The sequence below is a fragment of the Pseudomonas sichuanensis genome (assembly GCF_003231305.1).
Classification (GTDB): domain Bacteria; phylum Pseudomonadota; class Gammaproteobacteria; order Pseudomonadales; family Pseudomonadaceae; genus Aquipseudomonas; species Aquipseudomonas sichuanensis.
Map to the genome: position 1 here is coordinate 64,626 of NZ_QKVM01000021.1, position 14,949 is coordinate 79,574.

Annotated in this window: 3 protein-coding genes; 1 reads left to right on the forward strand and 2 read right to left on the reverse strand. The window is 68.0% G+C overall.

Annotated features, from left to right (window positions below):
• Positions 1-17: 17 nt before the first annotated feature.
• A complete protein-coding gene (locus DM373_RS13270) occupies positions 18-12,962 on the reverse strand; it encodes a non-ribosomal peptide synthetase (protein ID WP_110994022.1) in 12,945 nt (4,314 codons plus the stop codon).
• Positions 12,963-13,283: 321 nt separating this feature from the next.
• Here DM373_RS13270 and DM373_RS13275 point away from each other — a divergent pair, with 321 nt between their 5' ends.
• Positions 13,284-13,811, forward strand: coding sequence for an RNA polymerase factor sigma-70 (locus DM373_RS13275; RefSeq protein WP_110994023.1), 528 nt, complete (start codon positions 13,284-13,286; stop codon positions 13,809-13,811).
• Between the two features lie 120 nt (positions 13,812-13,931).
• Here the strand turns inward: DM373_RS13275 and DM373_RS13280 are convergent, their stop codons facing one another.
• Positions 13,932-14,942: a GNAT family N-acetyltransferase gene (locus DM373_RS13280; RefSeq protein WP_110994024.1), complete on the reverse strand. Its 1,011-nt coding sequence runs from the start codon at positions 14,940-14,942 to the stop codon at positions 13,932-13,934.
• Positions 14,943-14,949 lie beyond the last annotated feature (7 nt).

Here is a 14,949-nt window from a genome sequence, read left to right on the forward strand (position 1 = left end):
GCATTGCCTGGATGTATTTAAAGCGCCTCCAGCTCCGCCATCAGATCACTCAACCGATCCACCTTGTCCTCATCCAGCGCACTGCCCTGCAGCCCCTGCACGTAAGCCGCCAGTTCCTCCACCGTGCTGCACTCGAACATCGCCCGCAGCGGCACGTTGAGTGACAACGCCTTCTGCACCCGCGAAGCGATCTGCGTGGCCAGCAGCGAGTGCCCGCCCAGTTCGAAGAAGTTGTCGCGCACGCCCACCCGCTCGGCCTTGAGCACGTCGGCCCAGATGCCGGCCAGGGTCTCTTCCAGCTCGCTGCGCGGCGCCAGGTAGTCCTGACTGTGCTGGCCGCCGATATCGATGGCTGGCAGCAGCTTGCGGTCGAGTTTGCCGTTGGCGTTGTGCGGCAGGCTGTCGAACCAACCCCAGTGCAGCGGCACCATGTACTCCGGCAGTTCGGCACGCAGGCGTTGCTTGAGCTGGTCGAGCAGCGCGGCATCGGCTTCGACACCTTGATGGGCCACCAGGTAGCCGACCAGGTGCTTGCCGTTGACGCCTTCCTGCACACCCACGGCGGCATCGCGCAGCTCGGGCTGTTCGTGCAGGCGCGCCTCGATCTCGCCCAGCTCGATGCGGTAGCCGCGGATCTTCACCTGGTGGTCGATACGACCGACATACTCCAGCACCCCGTCCGGGCGACGACGCGCCAGGTCGCCGGTGCGGTACAGGCGTTCGCCCGGGGCGCCGAACGGGTGCGGGATGAACGCCTGGGCGGTGCGCACCGGGTCGCCGACATAGCCGCGGCCCACCCCGGTACCGGCGACGCACAGCTCGCCCACCGCCCCCAGCGGCACCAGCTCCTGATCTTCGCCCAGCAGGTACAGGCGGTTGTTGTCGGTCGGCGTGCCGATCGGCAGGTAACTGCCCTGGGTCGATGCGAGGTCGACGCGGAAGAACGCCACGTCGTCCGAGCACTCCGCCGGGCCATAGGCGTTGACCAGGCCTACGTCTGGGTAACGCTGCAGCCACTGCGCGGCCAGCTCCGGCGGCATCGCCTCGCCGGTCGGCAGCATCCAGCGCAGGCCGTCCAGCGCCTGGTGATCGTTGGCCAGCATGCCCTGGATCAGCGACGGCACGCTTTCCAGCACGGTGATGCCGGTGGCCTGCACATGGGCCAGCAAGCCTTGCGGATCATGGGCGATGGCGTTCGGCACGATCTCTACCGTGGCGCCGAACAGCGGCGCGGCCAGGAACTGCCAGACCGAGATATCGAAGCTCTGCGAAGCGGTCTGGGCGATCACGTCCCGCTCGTCCAGCACCAGGTACGGCACCTTGCTCAGCTGGTTGTTGAGCATGCCGCACTGCTCGACCATCACGCCCTTGGGCAGGCCGGTGGAGCCGGAGGTGTAGATCACATAGGCGAGGTTGTCCGGCGCGCTGTGGATGCCCGGGTTGTGGCTGGCCACGTTGCTCGCCTGCACCTCTTCCCACACCAGCAGTTTCGGCCGTACCGCGCCCGCCACTTCGTCGAGCAACTGGCGCGCCTGATCGGCACAGGCGGCGCTGCACACCAGCACCGGGGTGCGGCTCAGTTCGACGATGCGTTGCAGGCGTGCCGACGGCAGGCCTGGGTCCAGCGGCAGGTAGCCGGCACCGGCCTTGAAACTGCCGACGATCATGCCCAGCAGCGCCAGGCCACGCTCGGCCAGCAGTGCCACCGGCTGGTCGATGGCCACACCGGCCGCGACCAGGGCATGGCCCAGGCGGTTGGCCGCCAGGTTAAGCCCGGCGTAGTCGAACGACGCCTCCAGGCAGCGGGCAACGGCGCGCTGCGGATGCGCGGCGACCCGCGCTTCGAACAGTTCGATGTAGCTCTGCTCCAGCGGGTAGGCGTGCTCGGTGCGGTTGCAGTCGTCCAGCAGGAAGCGCTGTTCATCCGCGCCCAGCAGCGGCAGTTCGCCTACCTCGCCTTCGAAGCCGTCCACCAGCGCCAGCAGCAGGCGCTTGAACTCACCCAGCAGGCGCTCGACGCTCGGGTAGTCGAAGTAGCGCTGGTCGAACGACAGGTGCAGGCCAAGGTCATCGCCCGGGTAGCACACCGCGGTCAGCGGGAAGTTGGTATGGGTACGGCCCGAATCGGAGCTGGCGTTCAGGTGCTGGGCGTGGTCGAGCACGGCGGTTTCCACCGGGGCGTTCTCGAACACGAACAGGCTGTCGAACAGCGGTTGGCCCTTGGGCAGTTCGCTGCATTCCTGGATCGCCACCAGCGGCAGGTATTCGTACTCGCGCAGCTGCATGTTGCGGTCGAGCAAGCCTTGCAACCACTGGCGCACGCTGCGCCGTTCGCCCGGCTGCGGCAACTGCACGCGCAGGGCGATGCTGTTGATGAACAGGCCGACGGTGCGCTGCATCTGCGGCAGGCTCACCGGGCGGCCGGCCACGGTGACGCCGAACACCACGTCGCGCTCGCCGCTGCAACGGGCCAGGGTCAGGGCCCAGGCCGCCTGGGCGAAGGTGTTGACCGTCAGCTGGTGGGCCTGGGCCAGTTCGCGCAGGCGGGCACCTTCGGTGACGTCCAGGCGGGTGTAGCAGTCGCCGACCACCATGCCGTCACCGGCATGGTCATGGCGCAGCGGGCGGTCGCTGGGGATTGCCGTGGCACGTTCGAAACCGGCCAGGTTGGCCTGCCACCACTGGCGCGCCTCGCCCAGGTCCTGGCGTTGCAGCCAGCCGATGTAATCGCGGTAGCGCGGCGGTACCGGCAGCTGCGCCTGACGGCCCTCGCCGAGGGCCTGGTAAAGCTCGAAGAAGTCGTTCATCAGCAGCGAGCGGCACCAGGCATCGATGAGGATGTGGTGGTTGCTCATCATGAACCAGTAGCGCTCATCGGCCACGCGCACCAGGCGCAGGTGGAACGGCGCCTCGCGCAGCAGCTCGAAGCCGGCCTCGCGTTCCTGCTTGTGCAGGGCCTGCAGGCGCGCCTCCTGGGCGTCGTAGTCGAGGCCGCGCCAGTCCTGGTAGTCCACCGGCGTGTTGCCGGCCTTGTGGATGATCTGCAGCATCGCCTCGCCGACGTTCCAGTTGAACGAAGCGCGCAGCGCTTCGTGGCGGGCGACCACGGCCTGCCAGGCCTGGGCGAAGCGCTCGGGGTCGAGGGCGCTGTTGATGCGGTAGCGGTCCTGCATGTAGTACAGGCCGGTGCCCGGTTCCAGCAGGGTGTGCAGCAGCAGGCCCTCCTGCATCGGTGTCAGCGGGTAGACGTCCTCGATCTGCGCGGCGGGCACCGGCAGTGCGTCGATCTGCTCCTGGGTCAGTTGCGCCAGGGGGAAGTCCGACGGCGTGAAGCTACCGTTGCCATCGGCCAGGCAATGGCCGACCAGCGCCAGCAGCTCCTGGCGATAGGCTTCGGCCAGGGTGACGATGGTGGCCTCGTCGTAGCGCTCGGTGCTGAAACTCCAGCGCAGTTGCAGGGCACCGCCGTACACCTGGCCATCCACGCTGAGCCAGTTCGGCAGCGGCGCATCCAGGTCGTGGGCCAGGCCCGCCGGCGCATCCAGTGGCTGGAACAGCGCGGCCTGGTCGAACTGCTGGTCGAACTGGCCAAGGTAGTTGAAGGTGATGCGCGCCTGGGGCAGCGCCGCCATGCGCTCACGGCCGGCGTCATCGGCCAGGTAGCGCAGCACGCCATAGCCCTGGCCTTTGTGCGGCACCTGGCGTAGTTGCTCCTTGATGCGCTTGATCGATGCCGCGCGGGCCACCTCGCCTTCGGCCATGTCCGGGCTCAGGCTAAGCGGATAGGCGTTGGTGAACCAGCCGACGCTGCGGGTCAGGTCCATGTCTTCGAACAGCCCGTCGCGGCCATGGCCTTCCAGTTGCACCAGCACCTGCTCGTCACCGGTCCAGCGGCACAGGGTGCGCGCCAGTGCGGTCAGCAACAGGTCGTTGACCTGGGTGTGGTAGGCCGCCGGCGCTTGTTGCAGCAACTGGCGGGTCTGCTCGACATCGAGTTCGATGGCAAGGCTCTGGGCGTGGCGATGCAGGTTGCCGCCCTGGGGGTGATCGCACGGCAGTTCATGGCGGGCGCTGCCCAGCTGGCGTTCCCACCAGCCCAGCTCGTCGCGCAGCGAATCGGAACCCGCATAGCTGGCCAGGCGTGCCGCCCAGTCGCCCATGGCGTGAGTCTTGGCGGCCAGGGTTTCGCCGCGATACAGCGCTTGCAGGTCTTCGAGCAGCACACGCCAGGACACGCCATCGACCACCACGTGATGGATCGCCAGCAGCAGGCGCTGGGCGCCCTGGCCGTCGCTGACCAGCAAGGCGCGCAGCAGCGGCCCCTGCTCCAGGTCGAGGCTGCGTTGCACGTCGCTGTACAGCGCCTGGCAGTCGTTGAAGTCGGCCACGGTGGCGGTCCACAGCAGTGACGGGGTGTGCGGCTGGGCATACTCGCCCTGCCAGCGGCCCTGGGCCTGGCTGAAGCGCAGGCGCAGGCTGTCGTGATGTGCCACCAGCGCGGCCAGGGCCCGTTCCAGTTTCTCCGCCTGCAGCGGCTGGCGCGCTTCGAGCAGCACGGCCTGGTTCCAGTGTTGGGGTTGCGGCACTTCGCTGTCGAAGAACCAGTGCTGGATCGGCGTCAGGCCGCTGCGCCCCTGGCGCGGGCCCTGCTCGATATCGCTCGGTGCCGCGCTGCGGGTGACCACGGCGGCCAGGGTCTGGATGGTCTGGTGCTGGAACAGGTCGCGCGGGGTGAACTGCAGTCCCAGCTGGCGGGCGCGGCTGACCACCTGGATCGACAGGATCGAGTCGCCGCCCAGTTCGAAGAAGTTGTCCTGCACGCCGATGCGCGAGACGTTGAGCACGTCGCGCCAGATCTGCGCCAGTTGCGTTTCCAGCTCGTTGGCCGGGGCCTGGTAATGCTGGCGCGCCTGCTCGAGGTCCGGCGCCGGCAGCGCACGGCGGTCGAGCTTGCCGTTGCCCATCAGCGGCAGGCTGTCGAGCAGCACCAGGTGCGCCGGCACCATGTAGTCCGGCAGGTGCTGACGGGCGTCGGCCTTGACCGCTTCGCGCAGCAGGGCCTGGGCGTCGCTGTCGGCCTTGGCTTGCGCGCACACCAGGTAACCCACCAACTGCTTGCCGCCCGGCAGGTCGAGGGCCAGGACCACGGCCTCGTCGACATCGGCATGCTCCTGCAGACGGCTTTCGATTTCGCCCAGCTCGATGCGGAAGCCGCGGATCTTCACCTGCTGGTCGGCGCGGCCGACGTATTCCACCAGGCCATCGGCGCGCAGACGCACCAGGTCGCCGGTACGGTACAGACGCCCGCCGTCGTGGCTGAACGGGTCGGCGACGAAGCGTTCGGCGCTCAGGCCCGGGCGGTCGTGGTAACCCTGGGCCAGGCCGGCACCGCCGACGTACAGCTCGCCGATGCCGCCTTGCGGCAGCAGCGCCAGGTCCTCGTCGAGGATGTAGGCGCTGCGGGCACCGATCACCCGGCCGATCGGCACGCTGCCAGCGTCGCCTGGCAGTTGCTCGGGGGCCAGGCAAGCCAGCGGCATGACCACGGTTTCGGTCGGGCCGTAGGCGTTGAAGAACTGCTGCGGGGCGAACGCCTGGCGAATACGTTGCAGGTGCTCGCCCGTCAGTGCCTCGCCGCCGGTGATCACCAGGCGTACCGGCAACTGCTCGCCCTGCCCGGCCAGGTACTGGGCCAACTGGCTGCCGTAGCTCGGGGTAAAGCCAAGGATGCTCACCTGTTGCTCACGCACCAGTTGGCAGATCTCTTCGGCACCCCATTGGCCCTGGGCGCGCAGCACCACGCGGGCACCGCACAACAGCGGCGTCAGCAGGCGTTCGCTGGCGGCGTCGAAGTTGATCGAATAGAAGTGCAGCTCGCAGTCGTCGCTGCGCATGCCGAACTCGGCGATCACCGCCTGGCAGTGCATGGCGATCTCGCCGTGACTGACCACCACGCCCTTGGGCTTGCCGGTAGAGCCCGAGGTGTAGATCAGGTAGGCCTGATGCTGCGGCAGGTTGAGGTTGTCCAGCGGCGCGTCGCTGTAGGCGGACAAGCGCGCGGCATCGTCCTCCAGGTTCCAGCTGGCCACCCCTGCGGGCAACTCGCCCAGGGTTTCGAGCAAGCCGCGCTGGCCGATCAGCAGGCCCACGCGGCTGTCTTCGATCATGTAGCGCAGGCGGTCGAGTGGGTATTCCGGGTCCAGCGGCACATAGGCGCCACCGGCCTTGAGGATGGCCAGCAGGCCGACCACCATCTCCAGCGAACGCTCCAGCGCCAGGCCCACCCGCACCTGCGGGCCGACACCGCGCTCACGCAAGGCGCGGGCCAGGCGGTTGGCCTGCTGGTCGAGTTCGGCGTAGCTCAGGTGGCTGCCGGCAAAGGTAAGCGCCAGCGCCTCGGGGGTGCGTTCGGCCTGGGCCGCGAACAGCCCGTGGAGCGTCTGGTTCAGTTCGAAGTCCTGCTGCCCCTGCAACTGGCCCACCAGCACCTGCTGCTCGGCCTCGGCCAGCATCGGCAACTCGCACAGGCGCTGCGCCGGGTTGTCCAGCAGAGCTTCGAGCAACTGCTGCCAGTGCTCGGCCATGCGCGCGATGCGCGGTTCGTCGAACAGGTCGCGGCTGTAGGTGAAGCAGCAGCCCAAGCGGCCATCGAGGTCGGTGACCTCCAGGTACAGGTCGAACTTGGTGGCACTGGCGTCGTTGACCAGGTAGTCCACCTGCATGCCCACCAGCTCACGGCTTTGCTGGAAGGCCCAGCGCTGCACGTTGCACATCACCTGGAACAGCGGGTTGTAGGCGCTCGAACGCGGCGGCTGCAGCGCTTCGACCAACTGCTCGAACGGCAGGTCCTGGTGCGACTGGCCGTCGATGATGGCGCTACGCACCTGGTCGAGCAGCGCGCTGGCGCTCATCTGCCCGTCCACCTCGCAGCGCAGCACCTGGGTGTTGAGGAAGGCGCCGATCAGCCCTTCGCTTTCCGGGCGGATGCGGTTGGCCACCGGCGCGCCGATGCGCAGGTCGCGCTGGCCGCTGTAGCGGTGCAGCAGAGCGGCCAGGGTGGCGGTCATGGTCATGAACAGGGTCAGGCCGCGCTGGCCGTTGAAGGCATGCACACGCTTGACCAGCGCGGGGTCCAGGTCGAAGCGGTACAGCTCGCCGCGGTGGCTCTGCACCGCCGGGCGTGGGCGGTCGGCCGGCAAGGCCAGCACCGGGTGCTCGTCGCCCAGGCGGTCTTGCCAGTAAGCCAGCTGGCGCGCGCCCTCGCCGCTTTCCAGCCACTGGCGCTGCCACACGCTGTAGTCGAGGTACTGCACCGGCAGCGGCGCCAGCGGTGATTCGCGCTCGTCGACGAAGGCTTCGTACAGCTCGCCCAGTTCGCGGGCGAAGATGTCCATGGCCCAGCCTTCGGTGACGATGTGGTGCAGGGTCAGCACGAAGTAATGCTCGCGTTCACCGGCCTTGACCAGGCAGGCGCGCAGCAGCGGGCCGCGCGCCAGGTCGAACGGCTGGTGCGCCTGCTCGTCGGCCAGTTGCTGCAGGCGTTGCTGGCGGGCATCGTCGGGCAAGGCACTGAAGTCATGCCACTGCAGTTGCAGGTGGCTGTCGTCGTCCACGCACTGGTAAGCCTTGCCGTCGATGCTGGGGAAGGTGGTGCGCAGGGTTTCGTGGCGCACGATCAGCGCCTGCAGGGCGCGCTCGAAGGCGTCCACGTGCAGCACGCCCTTGAAACGGGCCATGCCGCCGACGTTGTAGGCCGGACTGTCCGGCTCCATCTGCCAGAGGAACCACATGCGCTGCTGCGAGTACGACAGCGGCACCGCCTGACGGCGGTCGACCCGGGCGATGGCGCCTTGCCGGTTGCGCTCGCCGCTACCCTGCAGGCGGGCGATTTCGGCGCAGAACGCGCCCAGCTCGCTGGCCTCGAACAGGGCCTTGAGCGGCAGCTCGACATCCAGTGCCTGGCGGCTGCGCGAAACGATCTGGGTGGCCAGCAACGAGTGGCCGCCGAGGGCGAAGAAGTCGTCGTGCAGGCCGACCTGGGGCAGGTTGAGCACTTCGCGCCAGATCGCCGCCACCTGCTGTTGCAGTTCGGTCTGTGGCTCGACGTGTTCACGCTGCTGCCACACCGGCGCCGGCAGTGCCTTGCGATCCACCTTGCCGCTTGGGCCGAGGGGCATCTGCGCCAGGTGGATGAGTTGCGCCGGCACCATGTAGGCCGGCAGGCGCTCGGCCAGGGCCCCGAGCACGGCGTCGGTCTGTTCGATGCCGCTGTAGTAGCCGACCAGCTGGGCGCCGACGGCGTCCTTGTGGATCAGTACCAGTGCCTGCTGCACACCCGGCTGCGCCAGCAATACCGCCTGCACTTCTTCAGGTTCGACGCGGAAACCGCGCACCTTGACCTGCTGGTCCAGACGCCCGAGGTACTCCAGGGATTCACTGCGCACGTGCCAGCGGGCACGGTCGCCACTGCGGTACAGGCGCGCGCCCTCGCCGTCGGGCTGCGGCACGAAGCGTTCGGCAGTGAGGCCAGGGCGGCCAAGGTAGCCACGGGCCAGGCCGGCGCCCCCCAGGCACAATTCGCCCGGTACGCCTGGCGGGGCCAGCTCGAATTCATCGTCCAGCACCCGGCACAGCACGTTGCCCAGCGGGCGGCCGATCGGCGAGCGCTCGCCGTCGCTGGCCTGGCAGTGCCAGTGGGTGACGTTGATAGCGGTTTCGGTCGGGCCGTAGCGGTTGTGCAACTGCACCTGGGGCAGCAGTTGCAGCACGCGGTCGCGCAGGGCCGCGCTCAGCGCCTCGCCCCCGGAGAACAGCCGGCGCAGGCTGGTGCAGCCAGCCGCCAGCGGCTCTTGCACGAACACCTGCAGCAGCGGCGGCACGAAGTGCAGCGTGGTCACGCCGTGCTGCTGGATCAGCTGGGCAATGCGCTGCGGGTCGCGGTGCTCGCCGGGGCCGGCCAGTACCAGCTTGCAACCGGTGATCAACGGCCAGAAGCACTCCCACACCGACACGTCGAAACTGATCGGCGCCTTCTGCATCAGCACGTCGCTGTCGTCCAGCGCGTAGGCCTGCTGCATCCACTGCAAGCGCTCGGCCAGGGCCGCGTGGGTGTTGCCCACGCCCTTGGGCTGGCCGGTGGAGCCGGAGGTGTAGATCACGTAGGCGAGATTGTCGCCGTGCAGGTGCAGGCCCGGGGCCTGGCTTGGCCAGCTGTCCAGGTGCAGCTGGTCGAGGGCGATGGCGCTGACGCCGTCAACCTCCGGCAGGGTTTCGAGCAGGCTGCTGTGGCTGAGCAGCAGGCCGGCGTTGCAATCCTTGAGCATGTAGGCCAGGCGCTCGGCCGGGTAATCCACGTCCAGCGGCACGTAGGCGCCACCGGCCTTGAGGATGGCCAGCAGGCCCACCAGCAACTGCGGCGAACGCTCGAGGGCGATGGCCACGCAAGTGTCCGGGCCGACGCCCTTGTCACGCAGGTAGTGGGCCAGGCGGTTGGCCTGCTGGTGCAGCTCGGCGTAAGCGAGCTGGCCGCCGTCCCACACCAGCGCGGTGCGCTCGGGGGTCAGGCGGGCCTGTTCGTTGAGCTGTTCGACCAGCAGTTGCTGTGGCTGCGCGGCCGGGGCCTGGCCCCAGTGCAGCAGTTGCGCACGGCTCGGCTCATCGAGCAGTTGCACCTCGGCCAACGCCAGCTGCGGCTGGGCGCACACCTGTTCGAAGAACGCCAACAGATGGTTGGCCAGGCGCTTGACGGTGGCCGCCTCGAACAACCCGGCGGCGTAGTCGAAGGCCAGGGTCAGGCGGCCCTGATGGTCTTCCTCGCTGTGCAGTTGCAGGTCGAACTTGGCCTCGCGGCTGTGCCAGGGCAGCTCTTCGGCCAGCAGGCCAGGCAAGCGGCGCAGCGCCGAGAGGTCGCGCTGCTGGTGGTTGAACATGACCTGGAACAGGCCCTGCTCACGGGCCTGCGGCAGCGCCTCGAGCAGTTGCTCGAACGGCAGGTCCTGGTGGGCCTGGGCTTCGAGGGTGGCCTGGCGCACCTGGCTCAGCAGTTGCGCGAACGGCAGGCGGCCATCGAGCTCGGCGCGCAGCACCTGGGTGTTGATGAAGAAGCCGACCATGCCCTGGGTTTCCAGGCGCGGGCGGTTGGCGTTGGGCACGCCAACGCGAATGTCGCCTTGGCCGGTATAGCGGTGCAGCAGCGCCTGCCAGCCGGCCAGCAGCACCATGAACAGGCTGGCCTGCTGGTCGCGGGCCAGGTCGTTGAGGGCTGAGGCGAGTCGGGCCGGCACCTTCAGGCTGTGACGCGCTGCGCGATTGTGCTGCTGGCTGGCACGGGGTTGGTCGGTGCACAGGTCGAGCACCGGCAGTTCATCGCCCAAGGTGTTCTTCCAGTAATCGAGCTGGCGGGCGCTTTCGCCATCGGCCAGCCACTGGCGCTGCCAAGTGCCGTAGTCGGCGTAGCCCAGTGGCAATTCGGGCAACTGTACCTGCCCTTGCGCCGCGTACAGGCGGGCGAACTCGTCGAGCAGGATGTTCAGCGACCAACCGTCGGCGACGATGTGGTGCAGGGTCACCCACAGCTGGTGCTCTTCGTCATCCAGGCGGGCCAGGGTCACCCGCAGCAGCGGGCCCTGGCGCAGGTCGAACTGTCGCTGCGCTTCGTCTTCGCGGCGCGCGGCCACCTCGGCGGGCTCCAGGCCCTCTAGGTCGCAGTGCTGGAGGGTGAACGCAAGGCTTGGCAGGATGCGCTGCACGGCCTGGCCGTCGACCTCGTCGAACACCGTGCGCAGGGATTCGTGGCGCGCCACCAGGGCCTGGAAGCTGGCCTGCAGCGCGGCCTGGTCCAGCTCGCCGCGCAGGTGCAGGCCGGCGGGGATGTTGTAGGCGGCGGACGCAGGCTCCAGCTGCCACAGCAGCCACAGGCGGTTCTGCGCCAGCGACTGGGGCAGGGCCTGGTCACGGCCTTGGGTTTCGATAGCGCCGGCAGCCTTGCCCCCTTCGGCGAGGATGGCCGCCACCGCGGCACTGTATTCGGCCAGGGTCGGTGCTTCGAACAGGGTACGCAGGCTCAGCTGGATGCCCAGCTCGTCGCCCAGGCGCGCGGTGACCTGAGTGGCAGCGATGGAGTTGCCGCCCAGCAGCAGGAAGTGATCATCCGCCGCCACGGCTTCGACCTTGAGCAGCTCGCGCCAGATACCCGCGATGCGTGCTTGCAGGTCGCTGCCCGCTACGTTTGCGCTGTGCTGCGCGGCGACGGACGGGAAGCGCGCGTAGCAATCCAGGCTGCCGTCGTTCATGCGCAGGCGGCAGGCCGAGCGCTGCAGCTTGCCGCTGGAGGTCTTGGGCAGCGCGCCGGGGTTGAGCAGCAGCACCGCCGCCGGGGCCTGGCGGCAGGCGTCTGCGATTACCCGGCGCAGGGTGTTGATCAGCGCCTCGGGGGTGTGCGCTTTCTGCACGTTGCGGCTGATCTCCACCGCCACGCCGATGCCCTCCTCGCCCTGGTCGTCGACGGCGAACACCGCCACCCGGCCTTTGCGCAACACGTCCACTTCACGCTCCAGGGTCTTTTCCAGATCCTGCGGGTAGAGGTTCTGGCCACGGACGATGAGCATGTCTTTCAAGCGCCCGGTGACGAACACTTCGCCGTCGCGCATGAAACCCAGGTCGCCGGTGCGCAGCCAGGTCTGGCCATCCATTTCGACGAAAGTGCGCGCGCTGGCTTCGGGGTTGCGCCAGTAGCCCAGGGCGATGCTCGGGCCGCCGGCCCAGATCTCGCCCACCAGGTTGTCGCCCAGCACCTGCAACTGCTGCGGTTCGACGATACGCACCGCGTGGCCTGGCTGCGGGTAGCCGCAGCTCATCAGCACACTGCCCTGGCCCGGCTCGGCGCGGTTGGCGGCAAACGCCTCGGCGTCCAGTTCCAGTGCGCCGATGCCCTGGCCACGGCGGCTGCCGCTGACGAACAGGGTGGCCTCTGCCAGGCCGTAGCTGGCGAAGAAGCTGCTGGCCTGGAAGCCGCAGCGGGCGAATTTGTCGGCGAAGGTGTCGAGGCTGTCCTGGCGGATCGGCTCGGAGCCGGAATAGGCCACGCGCCAGCGGCTGAGGTCGAGCCCGGCCAGGGCGGCCTCGCTGACCCGTTCGCTGCACAGGCGGTAGGCGAAGTCCGGGCCGCCGCTGATGGTGCCGCCGTACTCGCTGATGGCCTGCAGCCAGCGCTGCGGCCGGGCGAGGAAGTAGCCGGGCGACATCAGCACGCAGGGCACGCCGCTGAAGATCGGTTGCAGCAGGCCGCCGATCAGGCCCATGTCGTGGTACAGCGGCAACCAGCTGACGATCACGTCGTCGGGGTTCAGGTCGATGCCGAAGCCCTGGCGGATCAGTTGTTCGTTGGCCACCAGGTTGCCGTGGCTGACCTGCACGCCTTTGGGCAGCGCAGTGGAACCGGAGGTGTACTGCAGGAAGGCGATGTCGTCATTGGCCAGCGCAGGTTCACGCCATTGTTCGGCCAACTGTGGGTCAAGGCTGTCCACGGCCAGCAGCACCGGAGCATGTTCCCCGACCAGCGCTTCCAGGCCCTGCAAGCTCTCGCACAGCGCCCCTACCGTCAGCAACAGGCGCGGCTGCGCGTCATCGATGATCGACAGCAGCCGTTCCTGGTGGTGCTGGCGGGCAGATTCCGGCGGGTAGGCCGGCACCGCGATCACCCCGGCATACAGGCAGCCGAAGAACGCCGCGACGTAGTCCGGGCCGCTGGGGAACAGCAGCACGGCACGCTCACCGAAACCGGCACGGGCCTGCAACGCGGCGGCAATGGTGCGCGCGCGCTGGTCGAGGTCCCGGTAGCTGAGCACGGCCTGCTCGCCTGGCGCATCGGCCAGAAAGCGCAAGGCGATGCGCTCCGGGGTCTGCTCGGCGCGTTGCGCCAGGGCCTGGACCAGCGAGTGCGGGAGTTCGAAGGCGTCCGTCATGGAATGTTCCTGCCAGTGTCTGGTTGAGTCGTGCCGGGGCTGTACCGCGCCAAACTGGCGGGCAGCGCTGGGCAGCCGGATGTACACAGGGGAACGGATGGACAGGGGAAGAAATTAGCCCCGCCGGGCAGCGGGCAGAGGCGTTGGGGCCTGCGACGGTTTGAAGCAGTTCACAGTGTTCGGCTTAGAACCAGATCGAATGCTTAATCATTAACTTTCGTATTTGACAATCATTATCATTCTGAATAGTTTGTCGCACGTCGTAGGAAGCCTCCCCGTGGGATGTGCTCCCTTTCCCCTCTGAGACAAGGTGAAAATTCCATGGCGGAACAAATGTCCACAAGTAAGTGCGATTCACCGCTGCTCCAGGCGTTCGTCGACAACCGCAGCATCCTGGTCAAGATCGCCGCGCGCATCACCGGCTGCCGTTCGCGCGCCGAGGATGTGGTGCAGGACGCGTTCTTCCGACTCAGCGCCGCGCCGCAGATCACCTCTTCGTTCAAGGCCCAGCTCAGCTACCTGTTCCAGATCGTGCGCAACCTGGCCATCGACCACTACCGCAAGCAGGCCATGGAGCTGAAGTACTCCGGCAGCGAAGAGGAAGGGCTGAACGTGGTCATCCAGAACGCCTCGCCCGAAGCCACGCACATCAACCTGGCAACCCTCGAACACATTGCCGAAGCGCTCAACGAACTGCCCCAGCGCACCCGCTACGCCTTCGAGATGTACCGCTTGCATGGCGTGCCGCAGAAAGACATCGCCAAGGAACTGGGGGTGTCGCCGACGCTGGTCAACTTCATGATCCGCGATGCCCTGATCCATTGCCGCAAGAGCAGCCGCCAGGCCTGAGACCTCAAGGGGCCGCTTCGCGCCCCATTCGCGGCACAAGGCCGCTCCTACAGAACAGTGCGACCCCCTGTAGGAGCGGCCTTGTGCCGCGAATGGGCCGCGCAGCGGCCCCTGCTTGCATCACACCAGCTTGCACCGATCGAAGAACCGCTCCCGCCCCAGGATCATCAACGCCGCCCGCTTGTGCGGGAAATCGAACTCTTTCTCGCAGTGGAAACACTGGTCGTGCATGTAGCCGATCATCTTGCCGTTGTCGGCACGCGGCTCGGCCACCACCCGCTGGGTGCGCGGGTCGTCGAGGAACAGGTAGTGCACCAGCGCCGACAACCAGCTGGCGACCTTGTGCGGGCCGCGATGCGCCTCTTCGCCCACCAGCATGTGGATGCCACGGTCGTAGTCGTCGGCCGGGTAGAACGGCGCGATGCGATCTTCCTTGGCCCAGTACGCCTCGAAATAGGCGAACGGCTCGTCGTCGAAGCAACCGATCAGGGTCAGGGTGTGCGGGTCTTGTTCAAGCTTGGCCAGGTACTCGCGGTGTTGCTCGAGGGAGCCGCCCTCCTGCCAGAACTGCTCCACGCGCGGATTGTTCTGCCAGCGGTTGAAACGCTCCAGGTCCTGACCGATTTCCAGGGTGCGCAGCGAAACCCAGGCCCCCAGACGCGCATCGAAGCGTCGGTACACCTCGCCCCGTGGCTTGGGCGCCCGGCGCGGGTGACGCTTGCCGTTGCTCAACTGCATCTGCTGCGGATAGACCCCGGCCAGCGACTCGCCGAGCCACGGCTGGGGCTGTTGCCAGAACAGCGTGCGTTCGCACAGGTAACGACCCGGCGCTTCGTCGGGCAGCAGCAGGCCACTGGCGACGGCCTGGGGTATCGGTTGCGGCAGGTGCCAGGCCAGGCGTTGGCAGGCCGGATCGCGTGACAGCAGCCAGTAGCAGGCGGCCCACAGGGCCTGCTCGGGGCGCTCGAGGCAAATCTGTTGCAGGTGGGCTTCCAGGGTCGCGCCCGGCACCAGGCGCAGGCTGATGAGGGGGCGCCCTTCCAGGGTCAGGCTCAGGCGGCAATCGCCTTCGTCGGCCTGCAGGCTGCGCCAGCGTGGCGCGCAAGGGGGCGTAGCGGCATCGAACGGCATGTCAGGG

Coding starts and splice junctions, on each gene's coding strand:
- DM373_RS13275 (WP_110994023.1), top strand. CDS start 13,284: ATGGCGGAACAAATGTCCACAAGTAAGTGCGATTCACCGCTGCTCCAG.
- DM373_RS13280 (WP_110994024.1), bottom strand. CDS start 14,942: ATGCCGTTCGATGCCGCTACGCCCCCTTGCGCGCCACGCTGGCGCAGC.
- DM373_RS13270 (WP_110994022.1), bottom strand. CDS start 12,962: ATGACGGACGCCTTCGAACTCCCGCACTCGCTGGTCCAGGCCCTGGCG.